The sequence below is a fragment of the Nocardia vermiculata NBRC 100427 genome, assembly GCF_001613265.1.
In the GTDB taxonomy this organism is placed as follows: Bacteria; Actinomycetota; Actinomycetes; order Mycobacteriales; family Mycobacteriaceae; genus Nocardia; species Nocardia vermiculata.
Map to the genome: position 1 here is coordinate 34712 of NZ_BDCA01000042.1, position 18564 is coordinate 53275.

The 18564-nt window shown below is 66.6% G+C and carries 19 protein-coding genes and 2 pseudogenes; 12 read left to right on the forward strand and 9 right to left on the reverse strand.

Features of this window, described 5'->3' with window-relative positions:
• Positions 1–173 precede the first annotated feature (173 nt).
• The 7 genes from NV2_RS28590 to NV2_RS28620 all read left to right on the forward strand — a co-directional run bounded on the left by NV2_RS28590 (position 174) and on the right by NV2_RS28620 (position 5849).
• Positions 174–1373 (forward strand): cytochrome P450, encoded by a 1200-nt coding sequence (locus NV2_RS28590; protein ID WP_067881365.1) that lies wholly within the window; start codon positions 174–176, stop codon positions 1371–1373.
• Positions 1374–1383: 10 nt separating this feature from the next.
• Positions 1384–1587 (forward strand): ferredoxin, encoded by a 204-nt coding sequence (locus tag NV2_RS28595; RefSeq protein WP_067881369.1) that lies wholly within the window; start codon positions 1384–1386, stop codon positions 1585–1587.
• Between the two features lie 159 nt (positions 1588–1746).
• Positions 1747–3069, forward strand: coding sequence for an ABC transporter substrate-binding protein (locus NV2_RS28600; protein ID WP_067881416.1), 1323 nt, complete (start codon positions 1747–1749; stop codon positions 3067–3069).
• Entirely contained in the window at positions 3066–3332 is a 267-nt protein-coding gene (locus NV2_RS28605) for a hypothetical protein (RefSeq protein ID WP_067881371.1), read from the forward strand. Before NV2_RS28600 ends, NV2_RS28605 begins: the two co-directional genes overlap by 4 nt.
• Positions 3329–4246: a carbohydrate ABC transporter permease gene (locus NV2_RS28610; RefSeq protein WP_067881375.1), complete on the forward strand. Its 918-nt coding sequence runs from the start codon at positions 3329–3331 to the stop codon at positions 4244–4246. The genes NV2_RS28605 and NV2_RS28610 overlap by 4 nt, the downstream gene beginning before the upstream one ends.
• Positions 4224–5099: a carbohydrate ABC transporter permease gene (locus NV2_RS28615; RefSeq protein WP_067881378.1), complete on the forward strand. Its 876-nt coding sequence runs from the start codon at positions 4224–4226 to the stop codon at positions 5097–5099. Before NV2_RS28610 ends, NV2_RS28615 begins: the two co-directional genes overlap by 23 nt.
• A gap of 114 nt (positions 5100–5213) precedes the next feature.
• On the forward strand, positions 5214–5849 hold the full coding sequence (locus NV2_RS28620) for a hypothetical protein (protein ID WP_245662820.1): 636 nt from the start codon (positions 5214–5216) through the stop codon (positions 5847–5849).
• A gap of 13 nt (positions 5850–5862) precedes the next feature.
• On the opposite strand, the gene NV2_RS28625 is transcribed toward NV2_RS28620, so the two are convergent.
• Positions 5863–6459 carry a TetR/AcrR family transcriptional regulator gene (locus NV2_RS28625; protein ID WP_067881381.1) on the reverse strand — a complete coding sequence of 199 codons (597 nt, stop codon included), beginning with the start codon at positions 6457–6459 and terminating at the stop codon, positions 5863–5865.
• Positions 6460–6552: 93 nt separating this feature from the next.
• Between NV2_RS28625 and NV2_RS28630 the strand changes: the two genes are divergently transcribed.
• On the forward strand, positions 6553–7509 hold the full coding sequence (locus tag NV2_RS28630; protein WP_067881384.1) for a zinc-binding dehydrogenase: 957 nt from the start codon (positions 6553–6555) through the stop codon (positions 7507–7509).
• Positions 7510–7525: 16 nt separating this feature from the next.
• Here the strand turns inward: NV2_RS28630 and NV2_RS32515 are convergent, their stop codons facing one another.
• The 3 genes and pseudogenes from NV2_RS32515 to NV2_RS31835 form a co-directional block, all read right to left on the reverse strand.
• Positions 7526–8365 carry an alpha/beta fold hydrolase gene (locus NV2_RS32515; protein ID WP_067881419.1) on the reverse strand — a complete coding sequence of 280 codons (840 nt, stop codon included), beginning with the start codon at positions 8363–8365 and terminating at the stop codon, positions 7526–7528.
• 75 nt (positions 8366–8440) lie between these two features.
• Positions 8441–8968, reverse strand: a pseudogene (locus tag NV2_RS32520) (TIGR03086 family metal-binding protein); the annotation flags it as partial.
• 84 nt (positions 8969–9052) lie between these two features.
• Positions 9053–9226 carry a hypothetical protein gene (locus NV2_RS31835; RefSeq protein WP_168436210.1) on the reverse strand — a complete coding sequence of 58 codons (174 nt, stop codon included), beginning with the start codon at positions 9224–9226 and terminating at the stop codon, positions 9053–9055.
• Between the two features lie 17 nt (positions 9227–9243).
• Here NV2_RS31835 and NV2_RS28640 point away from each other — a divergent pair, with 17 nt between their 5' ends.
• On the forward strand, positions 9244–9891 hold the full coding sequence (locus NV2_RS28640) for a hypothetical protein (protein ID WP_174550646.1): 648 nt from the start codon (positions 9244–9246) through the stop codon (positions 9889–9891).
• Between the two features lie 117 nt (positions 9892–10008).
• Here the strand turns inward: NV2_RS28640 and NV2_RS33070 are convergent, their stop codons facing one another.
• Positions 10009–10182, reverse strand: coding sequence for a DUF8730 family Cys-rich protein (locus NV2_RS33070; RefSeq protein ID WP_507763254.1), 174 nt, complete (start codon positions 10180–10182; stop codon positions 10009–10011).
• Between the two features lie 121 nt (positions 10183–10303).
• Positions 10304–11683: an MBL fold metallo-hydrolase gene (locus NV2_RS28645; protein ID WP_067881387.1), complete on the reverse strand. Its 1380-nt coding sequence runs from the start codon at positions 11681–11683 to the stop codon at positions 10304–10306.
• A 236-nt stretch (positions 11684–11919) separates the two neighbouring features.
• On the opposite strand from NV2_RS28645, the gene NV2_RS28650 reads away from it, so the two are divergent.
• Positions 11920–12693 carry a sulfite exporter TauE/SafE family protein gene (locus NV2_RS28650; RefSeq protein ID WP_067881390.1) on the forward strand — a complete coding sequence of 258 codons (774 nt, stop codon included), beginning with the start codon at positions 11920–11922 and terminating at the stop codon, positions 12691–12693.
• 10 nt (positions 12694–12703) lie between these two features.
• Here NV2_RS28650 and NV2_RS28655 read toward each other — a convergent pair whose 3' ends face one another.
• A complete protein-coding gene (locus tag NV2_RS28655) occupies positions 12704–13315 on the reverse strand; it encodes a TetR/AcrR family transcriptional regulator (protein WP_067881393.1) in 612 nt (203 codons plus the stop codon).
• 157 nt (positions 13316–13472) lie between these two features.
• Between NV2_RS28655 and NV2_RS28660 the strand changes: the two genes are divergently transcribed.
• Positions 13473–16385, forward strand: a complete 2913-nt coding sequence (locus NV2_RS28660) for a carboxypeptidase regulatory-like domain-containing protein (RefSeq protein ID WP_157103136.1) — start codon at positions 13473–13475, stop codon at positions 16383–16385.
• A 62-nt stretch (positions 16386–16447) separates the two neighbouring features.
• Here the strand turns inward: NV2_RS28660 and NV2_RS28665 are convergent.
• Positions 16448–16897, reverse strand: a pseudogene (locus NV2_RS28665) (methyltransferase family protein); the annotation flags it as partial.
• Between the two features lie 143 nt (positions 16898–17040).
• Positions 17041–17961: a LysR family transcriptional regulator gene (locus NV2_RS28670; RefSeq protein ID WP_067881402.1), complete on the reverse strand. Its 921-nt coding sequence runs from the start codon at positions 17959–17961 to the stop codon at positions 17041–17043.
• A 157-nt stretch (positions 17962–18118) separates the two neighbouring features.
• Between NV2_RS28670 and NV2_RS28675 the strand changes: the two genes are divergently transcribed.
• Positions 18119–18564: tautomerase family protein (locus NV2_RS28675; protein ID WP_067881404.1), on the forward strand; the 446-nt coding region annotated here is incomplete at its 3' end.

The window sequence follows — 18564 nt, forward strand, 5'->3', positions numbered from 1 at the left end:
CATTGCAATACAAGGCCAGGCCTGGTTGCAATGACACAGGCGCTTAACGCAATGACAATTGCATTGTCTACCAGCATATTATCGACTCGAACAACCCGAGAATCCTGGCAGTCCCTGCTCGACGCAACGTAGCTTTCGCATATCAATGAATACTCGAGACATGTGGAGAACACGTGAACTTCGCTGACCGACGCGTCGAACACCTCGCCGCTCTGCCGACCACACGGCCTGCTGCAAGCCCCGCCGATCCACCCACCGAGCTCGGTGACATCCGTGCGGTTGCACCGTTGGTGCGCATGACCTTCCCGGACGGTCACGAAGGCTGGCTCGCCACGGGGCACAGCATCGTTCGAACGATTCTCGCCGATTCGCGATTCAGCGTTCGATACGACATCGGCCATTACCCGCTGGCCGACGCCGGCGCCATGCCACCCGCCGAGCCCGGCGACATGCAGGGGGTCGACGCCCCCGAACACACCCGGTATCGAAAAATACTGGCAGGCCGGTTCACTGTGCGCCGGATGCGCCAACTCGAAGATCGCGTCACCGAGATCACCGCCCGGCAATTGGAAGTCATGGCTGCGGCCGGTGGACCACTCGATCTGGTGCCGCACTTCGCCCATCCGATCCCGGCCCTGGTGATCTGTGAACTATTGGGCGTTCCCTACGCCGACCGCGATCTGTTCCAGCGCAACATGAATGCCCTCGGCGGCGTCGACGACTCGATGCAGCAGCGTGTGACAGCATTTCGCACCATCGTCGCCTACATCTCGGAGCTGGTCACCGTCAAGCGCCGCCATCCGACCGACGATGTTCTGAGCGACCTCACCATCTCCGATCTCACCGACGCCGAACTGGCCGGAATCGGTGCGCTACTTCTCGGTGCAGGTCTGGACACCACCGCCAACATGGTGGCGCTCGGCACGCTGACGCTGCTGCAACATCCCGCACAATTGGCAACGGTGCGAGACGATCCCGATGCGGTCGACCGCGCGGTGGAAGAACTCATGCGTTACCTGACCATCGCGCACACCAACCTCCGTACAGCCGTGCAAGACGTGGAAATCGCCGGTACTCGCATCGCCGCATACGAGTCGGTGGCCTTGGCGATGCAAGCGGCCAACCGGGATCCGGCGAAATTCGCCGACCCCGATGTGCTCGATATCGCCCGCGACGCAACGGGGCATATCGGGTTCGGTCACGGACGGCATCAATGTCTGGGCCAGCAGCTGGCACGAATGGAAATGCGCATCGCACTGCCCGCCCTGCTGCGCCGCTTCCCGACCCTCCGGCTCGCGGCACCCGTCGAAGAAATCCCCATGCGCGCCGGCCTGGACATCTATGGCGTCCACAGCCTCCCGGTCGATTGGTGAGTAGCGAACCGTGAAGATCACTGTCGATCGCGACGCCTGTATCGGCGCCGGCATGTGCGCCCTCACCGCACCGCACCTTTTCGATCAGGACGACAACGGCACCTCACTTGTCACCGAGCCGTCGCAGGCCCCGGCTCGGCACGCTGACGCGGAACGGGCATGGCTGTCCTGTCCGGCCGCAGCGGTGCTGCTCGACGGCCGCAGGGCCGAGTAGACCCGAACCGAGGTGGCACGCGGCGGCCTCCCGGATGCTTGCCACCCCCGGGATCTGCTTCCGTCGACCGGTCTGCCGCATTTTCCGGACGGATCACCCACTGCGGTATTACGTTCGTCGGCAGACAAGTTCGCTCGAGATAGTCGGACGGGGGTGCGGGTGGCATCGTTTCGGAGGTTCGACCGGCGCACGCTGCTGCGGGGTGCGGCGGCCGCCGGGACGGCAGCGGCCGGGTCCGCGCTGACCGGATGCGGCGACGACGATGCGCTGACCTTCTTCCTCCAGGCCAAACCCGACGAGGCGAAGGTCCGGCTGCAGATCATCGACGAGTTCCGCGCCCTGCACCCGGACATCAAGGTCCGGACCCAGATGTCGGGCCCCGATCCGCAAACCCAGATCCTCACCTACTGTGCGGGCGGCAAATGCCCGGATGTGTTGATGTCGTGGGAGCTGTCGTATTCCTTCCTCGCCGAACGCGGCATCTTCGCGAATCTCGACACCATCCTGGACAAGGATCCGGTGTACGCGGCCGCACTGAAACAGGACAGCTCACCGGCGCTGTACAACACCTTCCGCTACCGGAATGCGCAATACGCCCTGCCCGAACAGTGGGCCGGCATCTTCGTGTACTACAACAAGAAACTCTTCGCCGACGCCGAACTGCCACCACCGCCCGCCCGCTGGGAAGACGCCTGGACTTTCGACGAATTCCTCGATGCCGCACGCGCATTGACCAAACGAGACAGCTCCGGTGAGGTCACCCAGTGGGGGTTCGTCGATCCCTGGACCACCTACTACTCGGCCAGTTGCTTCGGCATGAACAACGGCGTGGAATGGTTCACCCCGTCCATCGACCCGACCCGCACCAATATCGACAACGACGCCTTCATCGAGGGCGTCCAGTTCTACACCGACCTATCCACCCGGCACCGGGTGATGCCGAGAATCGAATTCCAGCAATCGCTTTCGTCGTCGGACATGTTCGCGCAGGGAAAAGCCGCGATGGCCTTGTCCGGGCATTGGATGTACAGCACCTATACGAGCCAGGAAGACCTCGACTTCGATGTCACGGTGCTCCCGGTCGGCCCACGCGGAACCGCGGCCCGCTCCGATATCGGTACCACGGGGTTGTCGATCGCCGCCGACAGCCCACGCAAGGAGCAGGCCTGGGAATTCGTCAAGTTCGCCACCGGGCCGGTCGGTCAGTCCGTCATCGCGAAATCGGGACTCTTCGTCCCCGCATTGAAGTCGGCTCTCGCCTCCGAGGAGTTCGCGCAGGCCCATACGCGAGTCCACAACCTCGAGGTGTTCTCCGGCGGAGATCACGCCAACAACCTGCCGGTCACCCCCGCATGGCCACGTATCGAGGCGGTCATCGAACAGGGCTACGACCACGTGTTCCGCGGAGCCGCCACCGCGGACTGGTTCAAACAGGGCCTCGCAACCCGAATCAACGACCTCTTGGAGGTGGAGGCGCAGTGAGCGACAATCGCACAGCGGCTCGCTGCGCCGACCGGGTGCGGGTGTCCCGCAAATCACCGGGCGCAGTGAGCGACAATCGCGCAGCGGCTCGCTGCGCCGACCGGGTGCGGGTGTCCCGCAAATCACCGGGCGCAGTGAGCGACAATCGCGCAGCGGCTCACTGGGCCGACCGGGTGCGGGTGTCCCGCAAATCACCGGGCGCAGTGAGCGACAATCGCGCAGCGGCTCACCCGGCCGACCGCACCACCCTGGACGCGCGATGACAGCATCCAGCACACCGCGCGGGTCCGCGCTGCGCCGGCGCAAGGCCGCCGCGGGTCGAATGTTCATCGCGCCCAATCTGATCGCGGTCGCGGTGTTCATGGCGTTCCCGTTGTTGTTCACGCTGTATCTGAGCCTGCACCAGTGGGATCTGTTCAGTTCTCCGAAGTTCGTCGGTATCGGCAACTTTCGCCGGCTCTTCACCCGCGATCCGCTGTTCTGGGTGGCGCTGCGCAATACGGTGATCTTCACTGTCGGCACGCTGATCCCGACGATCGTCATCGGTCTCGCGGTCGCGGCAGCGTTGAACCAGAAACTCCGGGCGATCGGCATCTTTCGCAGCATCATGTTCATGCCGCTGGTCGCCTCGACGGTGGCGATGGCGGTGGTCTGGCGACTCACCTTCAGTACCGACTACGGCGTACTCAACACCGCTCTCGGTTGGATCGGCATCGATCCGGTCCCGTGGCTCAGCGACCCCGCGTGGGCGATGGTCTCGCTGTGCCTGGTCAGTGTGTGGAAGAGCGTCCCGTTCGCCACCATCGTCCTGCTCGCCGCCATGCAGGGCATACCGGCCGACGTCTACGAAGCGGCCCGCATCGACGGTGCCGGAGCGTTCCGCCGGTTCCGCTCGATGACCGTGCCACTGATCCGGCCCGCGCTGGCATTCACGTTCGTCATCACGATCATCAACTCGTTCCAGGTGTTCGATCAGGCCTATGTCCTCACCGGCGGTAAGGGTGGGCCGGAAACCGGCACCTACGTACTCGGGATCATGCTGTACCAGAACGCTTTCTCCTTCGACGACATCGGCTATGCCTGCGCTCTGGCCTGGGTGATCTTCGCGATCCTGCTGGTGCTGACGCTGCTGCAATTGCGCTTCACTCGCGGCGATGCCGACGGAAGCGAGGGCTGAGGTGGCGACAGCAACCGCGAACCGTGCCGTCGTCCGCCGCACCGTCCGCGGCACCCTGCTGTACCTGGTATTGGTCGTGATGGCCTGGTGTGCGTTGTTTCCGCTGCTGTGGGCGCTGTCGAGTTCGTTGAAGGAACAGGGCAACATCTCCGACACCGGTATCGTCCCGACGGCCCCGGCGTGGTCGAACTACCGCGACGTGTTCGATCTGATGCCGTTCGGGCGGATCTTCCTCAACACCGTGGTCTACGCCGGCTGCGTCACCGTCGGCCAGGTGTTCTTCTGCTCACTGGCCGGATACGCCTTCGCCCGCCTGCCGTTCCGGGGCCGCAATGTCGTATTCCTCGCCTATCTCGCGACCTTGATGGTGCCGGCGACGGTCACGGTGATCCCTCAGTTCATCCTCATGCGCACTTTCGGCTGGGTGGACAGCCCTCTGGCCATGATCGTGCCGGGGTTGTTCGGCAGCGCCTTCGGCACCTATCTGATGCGGCAGTTCTTCCTCACGCTGCCGGTCGAATTGGAGGAGGCGGCGATTCTCGACGGCTGCTCGGTCTGGCAGACGTATTGGCGGGTGCTGCTGCCACACGCGCGACCGGCGGTGATGGTGCTCGCGGTATTGACCTGGGTGACGGTGTGGAACGACTTCCTGTGGCCGCTGGTGATGATCCAGCGCGACGAGATCTCGACGCTCACCTTGGGGCTGGTGCGACTGCAGGGACAGTACGAGACCAACTGGCCGGTGCTGATGGCGACGTCCATTCTGATGGTGGCGCCGATGCTGGTGATCTACGCGTTCGCGCAGAAGTCGTTCGTGCGGGGCATCGCGATGTCGGGACTGGGTGGCCGGTAAGCGGTACGTCGAGCCGTCGCAACGGGCAGCACATCGCGTCCGGGTGCCGCCGCGTATATCCGCTGATTACGGGTAATGCGACAACGTCATCAATTGCCGACGATGGGAGGCGTCATGAATGACGTCGACGAGAGGACGACCACTACTGGACATGGCGGCCGCTTGCGTATTCCACGCAGTCGCGGCGCACTGGGCGGGCTCGCGGTCCTGTTGCTCGGGATCTGGGGCGCACTCATCCCGTTCATCGGCCCCTATTTCGATTTCGGCTACTCCCCGGACGAACCGTGGACCTGGTCGGCCGCGCGCGGCTGGCTGCAGGTGCTGCCGGGTGCGGTAGCGGTGCTCGGCGGATTGCTGATGCTGGTGAGCGGTAACCGTGCCACCGCGATCATGGGCGCCTGGCTGGCCGCGGCCGCCGGCGCGTGGTTCGTGATCGGTCCGGCGTTGGCAGGCCCCATCGGTATCGGTGGTGTCGGTACACCGCTGGCGGGTTCGGACTGGAAGCAAGCGCTCGTGCAGATCTCCTTCTTCACCGGCCTGGGCGCAGTGATCCTGTTCTTCGCCGCGACTTCGCTGGGCCGGCTGTCGGTGCGCAGCACCCGCGATCTGGCGTACGGACGACATGCGGCCGAGACGGTGGAAACCCGCCGGGTCGACGAGCCGGCCGACCCGGCCGCCCGCCAGTACACTCCGCGGACCAGCACACCACGGTTCCGCCGTGGGCCGCGTCTGCACGGCGGACCGGCCTGAGGCCGGGATCGGTTCACACCTGCAGCTGCAGGCTGGCTTCCATCATGGCGAAGGCGTGCACCACCGAGTGCGACAGCTCGCCGGAGCTACCGTCGGCCGGCCACTCGTCGAGCGCGCAACGCCAGGTAGCCACACAGAACTCGATGAGTAGCCGCAGGTCGAGCCGGCGCGGGTCGCCGAGCCGGTGGGCGATCTCTTCCTGAATCTCCGCGCAGTGCTGTAAGGAATAGCCGTTCAGTGCCGGCGACTGCTCGATCAGCCCGAGCGTCGCGCGGAAACGTCGGTACCAGTTCTCGTCCATCCGGTCGAGGGTGGTCAGCATCGCGTCGCGGAAAACCTCGACGAGCGGACCCGACTTCTCGGTCTCGTCCAGCACGTCGAGGTACGTATTCCAGAGCTGTTTGACGGCGGTGAGCGCGACATCCTCCTTCGAGCGGAAATTGCGGAAGAAGGTGCGCCGCGACACCTCCACCGCGTCGAGCAGCGCGTCGAGCGGCGTGGTGTCGAATCCGTGCTCGCTGAACATCGAGATCGCGGTTTCCACCAGCGCCTGGCGCGTACGCATCTTCTTGCGTTCACGCAGTGAAACCGGCTGCTCGGAGAGTGTCATCGACAGCAGTCTAGCGAATACGCACCTCTTGAGCTTATGCTCCAGTAGAGCAAATGCCACACTGTGGCACATTGATCCTAAGGAGACTCTACTGTGCGTGCACTCGTCATCGACCACACCGCACCGGCACACCTCTCGTTGACAGAGGTTGCCGACCCCGTTCCCGCGCCGGACGAAGCGCTGGTACAAGTCCACGCGGTGTCGCTGAACTACGGCGAGGTCAAGGGCGCCACCGATCCGGACGCGCCGAACGGTGCCGTAATCGGCTGGGACGCAGCAGGTGTGGTGGTCCGCGCGGCGGTCGACGGATCGGGCCCCGGTGTCGGAACCCCGGTGGTCACGCTGGGTGCAGCCGGCTGGGCCGAGCTGCGCGCAGTCCCGGCCACGTTGCTCGGCGCCGTCCCGGACGACGCGAATCTCGGTGCGATCAGCACGATTCCGGTTGCCGGTCTGACGGCTGTGCACGTGCTGCGCCGCATGGGGCAAGTGCTCGGGCGGCGCGTGATGATCACCGGCGCTTCGGGTGGCGTCGGCCGCTACACGGTGCAGCTGGCCGCCCGCGCGGGTGCGGAGGTTGTCGCGATCAGCACCGACCCGTCCCAGGACAGCGGGTTGCGCGCATTGGGCGCGCACGAGGTGTATACCGATCCGGCCGAGGTCGACCGGCCCGTGTTCGCTGTATTGGACAACGTCGGCGGCCGGCAACTCGTGGACGCCTTCGCTGCCGTACAGGCCGGCGGCATGCTGGTGAGCGTTGGCCGCTCCTCGGGGGAGGACGCCGTCTTTCCACCCGAGGCGCTCCTGGCCACCGAAGGACGACACGACCGATCGATCCGCACGTTCTACCTGCTCGCCGACCCCGCCACCGACTTCTCCACCGACCTGACCTGGCTGGCCGCCGAGGTGGCCGCCGGCCGCCTCGACACCGGTATCAGCTTTCGCGGCCCGTGGACCCGCTACGACGAAGCGGCACGAGCACTGCTCGACCGGCGGCTGCACGGCAAAGCGGTTCTCGAGATCGACCGGTCCCCCCACGTGCCCCGGGCGTGAAACCGACCCCGGGCGGTTACAGGGCGAGCATGGCGGCAGCGATCTCGTCGGCCGCAGCGTCCCGCACGGCGGTACCCATGTCGTCGAGGACCAGTAGTCGCGCGCCCGGGATATCGGCGGCGAGGGCACGGCCGTTGCCGACCGGGAAGAACGGGTCGGCAGCACCGTGCACGACAAGCGTGGGGAGACCGAGTTCGCTCAGCCGTTCCCGCCAGCGCGGGGCACAGTCGATCCGGGAGAACACCATTGCGAGCTGGTTCGCTTGATGCACGGCGGGATCGCGCGACGGGGTCCGGTCCCAGATCCGGGCCGCCGCCGCACCCGCCTCCCGCGGATCGTCGCCCATCAGCCGGGCGCCCTCGGTGGCGAACGCGACGACCGCGTCTCGATCGGTCCAGTCCGGCTGCGCGCGGGAGAACAGCGGGCCCATCACCGCGTGGTCGTGGTCGGGCAGGTCCGCATCGACCGGGCCCGGCGCCACCGGGCGGGTGCCGATGAGCGTCAGCGCCGAGAACACGTCCGGGTGTTCCACCGCGGCGACCTGCGCGACCATCCCGCCGACGCCGATGCCGGCGAGGTGGGCGCTCCCGCCGCCGAGCACTTCGACCAGTGCGACTGCGTCGGCGACGAGGTCCCGTAGGTCGTACGCCGGGTTCTCGGGGTCGAGAGTCGTCGATGCACCGGAGTCCCGCAGGTCGTAACGGACCACGCGCCGCCCGCCGGACGCCAGACGCTCGCACAACGAGTCGGGCCAGGACAGCATGGTGGTGCCGCCGACCAGCAGCACCAGCGGATCGTCCTCGCTGCCGAAGCTCTCGATGCCGAGAGCGACACCGTTCACCGACACCGAAGCCACGTCCGATCGGGCGTCTCCGCTCGGCGAAGCGTGCCCGGCCCCTCCCCGAACCGGGCCCGGGACGCGCCCGGTCACTGCCACGATCCGATCGAGCAGTGCCGCATCCTCGGGAACCGCCACAGCCGAACCCCAGAGGGCGGGGATCGGGGCGTTCGGAACGAAGTCGACGACATGGTCGAGGCATGCCTGCAATATCGGTTCCGGGAGCGCGAACGGGCAGTCGACGGCTCGAGCCAGATCCCAGCCGTGGACAACCAATTCGGTGAGCGCGATCCGGCCCCAGGTCTCGTTCGGCAGTTCGATACCGGCATCGGTGGTGCCCTGCCAGGCGGTGGAGTCGGCCCAGGCCGCGGCGAGTTCCCACAGGCGGTCCGCCAAGGTCGTGCGCCAATTGTTGTCGGACAACATATCCGACGGTTCCGCGGTCGCCGGCACCGCAGCTTTGCGGGCCAGCGCGGTGGATCCGCGGGCCACTTCGTCGAGATGCAGCAGCAGATCGGCGACGGTGTAATCGGCACAAGGTGTCGAGTGGTCGAACTGTGCGGTGCCGATATTCGGCAGCAGGTCGATCACGGCCTCGGCGGCCGGTTTCAGGTCGATCATGCTTCTCCTCGATCTCGTGACATCACTGTGCAGATGACGACGTGTCGAGGATCGGAAAGTAATCGAACCCGCTGCCGGTCCGGATCAGTGCTTGCCGTTGCCGGCCGGTGCGTCCTGGTCACCGAGGCGAGCTTGCAGCCGGTCCCGGACCTGTTCCGGGGTGTAGGCGCGGCGTTGCCGTTCGGATCGCACGATGACTACTCCGGTAGCCGCGACACCCGCGGCACCGGCCAAACCGAGTACCTTCCACCAGCGCATACACCTAGGCTAGTCGTGTGCCCCGAGAATCGCCGTCGAGTATCGGCCTGGATGAAGCCGTGGACCTCACCCGGACCGGTGACTTGTGGCTGTTCCGTGGGCATTCCGGCGCCGACCTCGCGATCCGGGGCCTGACCAACAGCCCGGTCAACCACGTCGGCATGGCGGTGGTCGTCGACGATCTACCGGCCCTGATCTGGCATGCCGAACTGGGCCGGGCGCTACCCGACGTGTGGTCCGGCACCCACCATCGCGGTGCCCAGCTGCACGATCTGCGGGCCGCGGTCCTGCGCTGGACGGACGACTACGGGCAGCAAGCGTGGCTGCGCCAGCTGGATCGGCCGGTCACCCGCGAGATGGAGGACGCCGCCCTGCGCACGGTGGCGCGACTGGACGGCATGCCCTTCCCATCGACAACCGCACTGGCGGGCAGATGGTTTCGCGGCCGCATCCCGCGGCCGAAGCGTTCGAAAACCCGTGAGGCAGGGCTGGAGAACGCCTACTGCGCGGAAATCGTCGCCATGACCTACCAGGCGATGGACCTCCTTCCGGAGAAACGCCCGAACTGGTACGACCCGGGCCGTTTCTGGAGTGGCGACAATCTGCATCTGAACGCGGGATATCACCTCGGCGGGGAAATCGCGGTAGACGTTCTCCCACGGTGACACGGCCATCGTGCAGTGACCGTGAAACACCACACCGATCACCCTGGCCGAAGAGCTGACGCGGCGCCGATCCCGTGATGGTTCACACGTCTGGACCATGCGCCGGCAGTGCGCGAATCAGCGGCGGAAGAGCGAGCGTAAACCTCGCCGCTCGGCTGGGGCCGCTGTCGTGCCCTGGCTGCAGGTGCAGCGGTCGACCTTGGGCACCGAGGCCATCACGGCGTCGACGTGCCGGCCGCAGCCGCCCCATCCGGTCTTGCCGCACTTCGCGCAGGCGACGGGATAACACATGGAATCCTCCTGGATGAGAGCCGCCGGCCCGGTCGGTCCGGCAGCGGGTCGAGTTGGTGGTCTCCCCCATGTCGGTCATGGGGGAGCCGCGCCCTGGACGGGCCGGAAACGCGGGCGCACGTCAGACGAGGGCGTGCGCCTGGACCCAGGCGTTGTAGCCGCCGAGCAGGTCGGTGACATTCGAGAAGCCCTGAGCGCGAAGCAATGACGCGGCGACACTCGAACGCCAGCCGCCTGCGCAATGCACCACGATCGGTTTGCCGGTGGGGACCCGGTCCAGGCGAACGCGCAGCTGCGCCAACGGGATCGCTACCGCGCCCGGGATGGCCCCGGATTCACGTTCACCGGGATTACGGATGTCGACGAGGGTGACCGCGTCGGCGTCGAGCAACCGGCCGAGCTCGTCCACCGTTGTCCGGGATGCGGGCTGCACGAGGTCGGTCAGCTCGGCGGGAAATACTCCGTCGCGGTCGACGTTCAGATAGCCTGCCGCACCGTCGGATCCGATGCGGGCCAGGCGCATTGCGGCCTCCTGCTCCTCGCCGGGATAGGCGATCAGCACGATCTTCTCGCCCACCTCGGCGACCATGCCACCGGTCTCGGCGAAACGTCCGTCGAACCCGACGTTGACCGAACCGCGCAGATGCCCGGCGGCGAAGTCGTCGACGCTGCGCGCATCCAGGACCCGGGTACCGGCGGCAAGTTCGGCCGCGACCTGTTGCGGACGCAGCTCGGGAATCGTGTGATCCTGAGCCAGTAGCGGATGGACACGTTTGTTCATCGCGGCATCCACCGAGAAGTAGGCGGGGGCGGCAGGTTGCCCGTCGGTGACCAGGGCGACGAAATCGTCCTCGCTCATCGGCTGCACGGACGGGTTGGAGGCACGCTGTTCACCGATGGTCGAGGTCAGTTCCGTCGACAGATTCTTGCCGCAGGAGGAGCCCGCACCGTGTGCGGGCATGACGCGAACCGCATCGGGCAGGGCCAGCAGCTTCTCGTGCACGGTGCGATACATCGCACGGGCCAGATCACCGGCCGAGCCGTCCCCGAGATTGACCAGGTCGGGGCGGCCGACATCGCCGATGAACAGGGAATCACCGGTGAGCACCGCGGCCGGAACAGCGCCGGCCCGTTCGCGCACCAGCACCGAAATCGATTCCCAGGTATGGCCGGGAGTGGCCAGGATCTCGAGTTCGACCTCGCCGAGGCTGATCGTCTCGCCCTCGCGCAACCGGCGGATCGGGTAGTCGGTCTCGGCGGCCGCACCGAATCCGATCCACGCGCCGGTGGCATCGACGAGTTCCAGGTGCCCGGAGACGAAGTCGGCGTGGAAGTGGGTGTTGATCACCCCTTCGATCCGCAGCCCGTATTTCCTTGCTTCCGAGAGATATTCGGTGATGTCACGCCGGGGATCGACGACGATCGCCCGGCCGGTGCCCTCGTCACCGATGAGGTAGGAAGCATGCGAGAGGCACTCGATGTAGTACTGCTCGAGAATCATGAATCCCTCCGTCAACGTCGTTTCTGCCTCGGTACACCCCAGGGTGCCATATACCCCCTAGGGTATGTCAAGTACCCCCAGGGGTATATGTACGATGAAGGCAGGACGCTGTGGACTCGACCGAAGGCCCTGGTCGGCGCCTATACCCCACAGGCAGGCCGGCCCGCGGCCGGCGGTGTCGTGATCCACCCGACACCTCCCGCTCCGACGGCACACACTCCGAGGAAAGGACCGCAATGACGGTGACGCTCGCGCTCGGGTTCGGCGCGGTGATCGGTGTGCTGCTCGGACTACTCGGCGGCGGCGGATCGATTCTCGCGGTTCCGGCGCTGGTGTTCGGGCTGGACCTGAGCATGGAGCAGGCCATTCCGATCTCGCTGATCGTCGTCGGCGCGGCCTCGGCCGTCGGTGCGGTACCGAAGATCCGAGCCGGGCGGATCCAGTGGCGCCTGGCCGGAATCTTCGCAGCGACGGGCATCCCGGCCACCTTCGCGGGCAGCGCGGTGGGACGCCTCCTGCCCGAGCGGGCGCTGCTGATCGGATTCGCGGCGGTGATGATCCTGGCCGGTGCACGTATGCTCACCGACCACGGCGACACCGGTACCGCGTGCGCGGTCCGGGGCACGGGAATCAACTGGCGCCGATGCGCTCCCCGATCGATCTCGGCCGGACTGGCGGTCGGTTTCCTGACCGGCCTGTTCGGTGTCGGCGGCGGATTCCTCATCATTCCCGCCCTGGTGCTCATGCTCGGCGTGGAAATGCCTGTGGCGGTGGGTACTTCACTGGTGATCATCGTCGCCAACTCCGCGTCCGGATTGGTCTCACATCTGAGCGGAACGACAGTGAATTGGGCGCTCACCGCCGCATTCGCGGGCACCGCAATCCTCGGCTCACTGATCGCCGGACACTTCGGCAACTGGCTCCACACCGACCGGCTGCAAAGCTGGTTCGCGTATCTGGTGTTCGCGGTGGCGGCCTATGTGCTCGTCGACGCCTTATTCCTGCGGTGAACGATTCCTACTACTCGGACGGCAGCACAAACCCCGACGCCAGCATGCGGAACGATGCGTCCAGGATGGCCGGCAGATCGGATTCCGGGGCTGCGGGATCCCACTGCGCCAACGCCGCACGTGTGACCGCGTGTGCGGCCGCGGCGAGCGCGCGGGGATAGAGGTCGTCGGCAGTGTGACCGGTCCGCCGGGCCACTCCTTCACACATGAGAGCCTGGGAGCGCCGGGCGTCCGCGACCGAGCCCGGCACCAAGCGGGGGTTCTGGCGCATCAGTTGCTGATACTCGCGCCAGGTCGGACTCCGTTGCAGGCGCCGGATCCCCGCCGTGATCGCCTCGTAGATGGCGAGCAGGGGTGCTTCTTCGGCGGGACGGGCGGCGATGCGATCGGCCAGCGATCCGCCGGCCTGTTCCTCGTACCAGTCCAGGATTGCGCCGTCCTTGGACTCGAAATAGTTGAAGAAGGTGCGCGGTGAGACGCCGGCGGCCGCGCAGATGTCGTTGACGGTGACCGAGTCGGCGCCCCGCTCCGCGTACAGGCGCATGGCGGCACGATGCAGCGCTTCACGCGTCTGCTGCTTCTTGCGCTCCCGGAGGCCCGCACCTGTATTGACACTGCTCATCGCAATGATCCTAACCTTTTTGCAGTACTGCATAGTTGCACGACTGCAGCAAATAACTTAGCCTTGCTAAGTAATTTGGCGTGGGGGCACGGCAACGGCGGCGTGCACGACGGACCGGTTCATCGGTTCGCGATCATCGGGGAGTCAGGAGCGCAGCTTGTTGTCACGGGTGTTCGGCAGTGGCGACAGAAGCCCCACCAGCCGTCCGCCCGGGCTGGTCCGGCTACGCGATCATCTGCAGGCCACCGACCCGGCCCTGGCCCGGCTGCGAGCGGGATGGCGGATGCTCGCGGTCTTCGCGACCACCCTGGCCGTGGGCTACGGCATGGCTCGCGCACTCGGGCATCCGGTCATCTTCGGCCTCACCTACGGCGGCATGGTCGGCCTGCTGGTCGGTTTGACGGTCGCCGGACCCACCGCGGGCAGATTGGCGGTCCGGTGCGTCTGGGGCGTGCCCGCATTCCTGCTCGCCCTGTTCTGCGCGATCGAGGTCGAACCCTATCGGCTCGCCGCGTTGCTGCTGGCCGCCGCCGCGGTGGTCGTGCAGGTCGCGGCTCCCGCATTCCTCGGTGAGTTCGGGCAGGACGCGGGCGTGATGTTCTTCGCCGGATTCCTCAGTGGATTACTGGTGCCCATCCCGGTGGAACAGATGAAATACATCGCTCCGATCGTCGCGGTGGCTGCCGTCGCCGCGGCAGTCGTCCAGGTGGTGTTGTGCCGGATGCGCCCGGAGACGGGTTTCGTCCACGTCGAACGCGGATTTCTCGCCCGCACCCGCTACGTCCTCCGACGGGTGACCCGGCTGCTCGAGCCATCGGGCGGTAGTGCCCGCGCGATCCGGGCACTGCGCACCGAAATGAATCGGCTCAACGATGCGGCCCTGCTCGTCGACGGATATCTGACCAGTTCCGGGCTGCCGGGACCCACCGCGGAACGCATTCATCGGCTGGTCTTCGACACCGAACGCGCCGCACATGCCCTGGGCCGGACCACGATCGCGCTCTGCGAAGGCCCGCTACCGGAGGAGGTCCGCACGCACGTGCTCACCGCCCTCGCCGATCTCGACCGCGGCGACCCGCCCGCGCCCGCACTGCTGGACTGGCTGGCCCGGCACGAAGAGGACTCTCGAGATCCCGAACACGAACTGCTCGTCGCGAGGCTGTACCGATTCGTCGCCCTCCTCGGCGATCTGCGCCGGGCCGACGAGGCCTGGCTCGCCGGCATCGGCGACCTGCCCGACGACGCCGACCACGAACCGTTCACCACCCCCGTCGAATTGGAGAAGGGCAGACTGCCCGGCGCCGGACTCCTGGCCAATCGAGTCCTCGCCTCCGGAGGCATGCGGTCACCGTGGAATGTCTGGGCCAACCCCAAACCCGAGCTCCGAGTCGCCGCGCAGACGCTGATCGCGTTGTTCATCGTGCTGCCGCTGGGCGATGCGCTCAACGGATACCGTTACTACTGGGCGCTGATCGGCGTGCTGATCGTTATGGGCGGCACACACTCCCCCCACGACCGCGTGCGCAAAACCGTCAAACGTGTCCTCGGCACACTCGTCGGAGGGTTCATCGGTGTCGGTGTCGCCCACCTGGTCGGGGTGCAGCATCCGTTCGCGACCGTCGTATTGCTCTGTATCGCACTGACAGTGGGCGCCTATGCGATCAGCGCCTACTACTCGGTGTGGGCCGGCGCACTGGCCTTCGCACTCATCCAGCTCTACGCGTTCACAGGGGGATACGAGGATTCCATCGTGGTGCTGCGCGCAGGTGAGAACGCCATCGGCGCGCTGGTCACCACCGCGGTGGGTCTGGTGGTGCTGCCGATCGCGACTCGTACCCTGCTACGCCACGCGCAGGTCACCCATGTGCGTTCCCTGGCCAGTTTCGTGCGGGAGTCCGGTGAGGTGTGGAGCGGGTTCGCCGGCGCGGACGGCACCCGGGAACAGGCCCGGGCGGTGGATCAGGCCGCACACGAACTGGACCGGTTCAGCAATTCACTCATTCGACTGCCCGGCGGGGACCACGCGCGCGCCGAGGATATTCGCACCACCCTGCGGGTGGCCGTGGTCTGCGCCCGGGAGATGTCGGTCGGCAGTGGCGAAGCGCTGCTGACCTCCCCACAACGCGAACACTTGCTGACACTCACTGCCGGGCTTGCCGATTCGATCGACGAGCTCGCCGAGATCGTCGAGAACGAGCCCGCCCGGGAGAACTCCGCCGAGACATCTGCATCCGGTGTGTGGGGCCGTCGCGCCGACGATATCCGGCGGCTGCAACAGATCGTGTCGGTCACACCGGAGAACGTGCAACTGCAGCACGCCCTGCACTACCTCGGATATCTGGACGATCTGCTGGCCGACCTCGCCGCCCGCCTCGGCCTCACCGTGCGGGGCAGTGACTACGCCGGCGATGCCCCCGCGGTCGGAAGTGAACTGTTCGCACTGCACGCACAATTGGCGACCGTGCCGCGGCCGGTACCGGTCGGCGACGGAAACGGCGCCCCGGGCGCCACCACCCTGTTGACGAGCTCTCCGATCGAGAATCCGCCGACAACCGGAGAGCACCGATCGATCAGCGGTCGTATTCGCGGGTCGACCGGCGGCCCCGTTCCGGGCGCGGTCCTGACCCTGATCGATCAACGAGGACAAAAGGTTTCGCGGACCACTGTGAGCCGTGACGGCAGCTACCTGATCGACACGTCCGCGACGGGCGCACGGATGCTGATCGTATCGGCGGACGGCTACGGACCCACCGCCCTCACCCTGCCCTCGGGATCCAGGACACAACACCACGACATCGAGATGACACCGACGACCGTACTCACCGGCCGGGTCCACTCCACTGCCGGCGCGGTGGCGAACGCGACGGTCAGCGTGCTCGACGACACCGGCACCCCGGTCGCGCGCGCCCGCACCGACCCCCACGGCCGCTACACGATCCAGGGCGTACCCCCAGGCGACTACACCGTCGTGACCACCGGCTACCCCCCGCGGACCGGCCGCGTCACGATCAGCGCTGACGACAACAACGTCCACACGATCACACTCGGGCACACCGAGCCACCGGCCTGAGAATCGGTGCGCTGGTCTCGTTCCGGTGGACGACAGCGCCGCGCACCGCCATCCGGTCCGCGTCAGAGACCGGCCGAATGTACGCCGCCGCGGTGATGCGGATGCGGGACGAGCATCGGGACCTGTCGCCGGTAGTTGCGGTAGCGATCACCGAAGACCCCGACGAGGTCGTGCTCCTCGAAGCGGACGGCGACGAGAATGTAGCCGGTGGTGACGGCGGCGAACAGCAACCGACCGGCGGTCATGGTCGGAGCCGCCCAGAAGGCGATCACGAAGCCCAGATAGAGCGGATGCCGGACCGTCCGGTACAGCGCGGGCGTACGGAAATCGGGGTCCGCGCCCGGCTGTCCGCGCAGCCGGCGAACGACCTGCCGCACACCGAAAAGGTCGAAGTGATCGATGGCGAAGGTCGAGCTCAGCACCAGGGCCCAGCCCGCCAGCGAGATCGCATACAGCACAATCCGCGCCGGGGTGGCCGACACGTGCCAGACCTCCGCCGGCAGCGGCCGCCACAGCTGCAGGTAGATTACGCCGCGCGAACCCCTTCCACCAGGCCGATTCGCACGATTCGAAGCGCCCTCCCCGAGCGTCGGCCGGCACCGGCAACTCAGGGTCCGGACACGGCAACAGTCGCTGACAACTGTGCTGCCGGCCCCTATTCGCGGTTCTGCTCGGCGAGGTCGGAGGCGTGGTGACGAAGGGTGTGCACGAGGACGCGCATCGGGGCCGTGGCAGGCCCCGGCAGGCGAACCACACTGATGCGGCGTCGTTCCTCGGGAAGGTCCTCGACTCTGACGATGCGGACGCCCGCCGGGATCACGGACCGCAGTGTCGCGGGGACCGTAGTGATGCCTGCTCCGGCCGCGACCAGGTGCAGTTTGGTCGACCAATCTCGAGCGGTGTGATGGACGCGGGGTCGTCCGGGCAAGCCCGGCCAGACACCCAGTGACGGCTCGTCGGCGGCGGCGGGGCCGGCAATCCACTTCTCGCCGACCAGATCTGCAGCGGTGACGCCGTCGTGGTCGGCGAACCGGCCGTGTGCCGGTACGGCCAGAACCAAATGGTCGTCCAACAGCGGTTCCACCAGCAAGGACGGATCATCGGTGTCGGGCAACCGATGCGGCGGCCGCGAGGTCAGCAGAGCGAGGTCGAGTGTTCCGGCACGCAATCCCCGTACCAGCGATGGTGTCGCACCTTCCCGGGTGGTGACCCGGATGTGGGAGTACTGGCGGCACATGGTCGCCAGGGCGCGAGCGACGAGCACCGCTCCGGCGGCAGGGAAGAATCCGAGCCGCACCGGACCGGAGTCGTCCTCTCCCCTGCCGAGTTCCCGTGTGGCCGCATCGAGCGCGTCCAGCACCGTCACAGCATGTCGCAGCAGAGCCCGGCCCGCCACGGTCAGCCGCACACCGCCGGGATACCGGTCGAACAGTCGAGTACCGGTGGCCTGCTCCAGCGCCGCCACCTGCCGAGAGACGGCCGACTGTGTGTACCCCAGTGTCCGGGCGGCAGCCGTGAAGGTCCCCCGTTCGGCAACTTCACGCAGCACCCGCAGGCCAACCAGGGTGATGTCCATGAGCAAACAGCATATCCAGTATGCGAACCATTCGCTTTCCGAATGCCTCGCGTGGTTCCTACTGTGAACCTCGTCGATCGATACCTCGAAACCAGTGCGCCGCCGGCCTGTTTCCAGATCCACGCACCACCACCTGACGTCCCGAAAAGGAACGACCATGCCACTGATCACCATCTACCTACGCCAGGGCACCACCCCCGAGCACCGTCGCAATATCTCGACAGCCCTCCACCGAGCCATGGTCGAGGTCTTGAAGATCCCGCAGGACGACCAGTTTCACGTCTTTCTGGAAGTCACCCCGGACAACTTCCATATGCAGCCGGTGGTGTTCGGCGTGGCGCGCAGCGAGCGCACCATGCTCATCCAGCTGTCGTTCAACCATCGCACAGCCGAGCAGAAAAACGAACTGTTCCAAGCGATTACCAGCAACCTGCGATTGTTCGCCGACGTCCCGGAAGAAGACGTCATGATGATGATCGTCGAAACGGCCCGCGAGAACTGGTGGGCGGCCGGCCGCGTCGTGAACCCCGCAACCGGCTACGACACACGCATGACCGATGTCCCCACCGACACCGCGGCCACGACACGATCCACCTCTCCCGG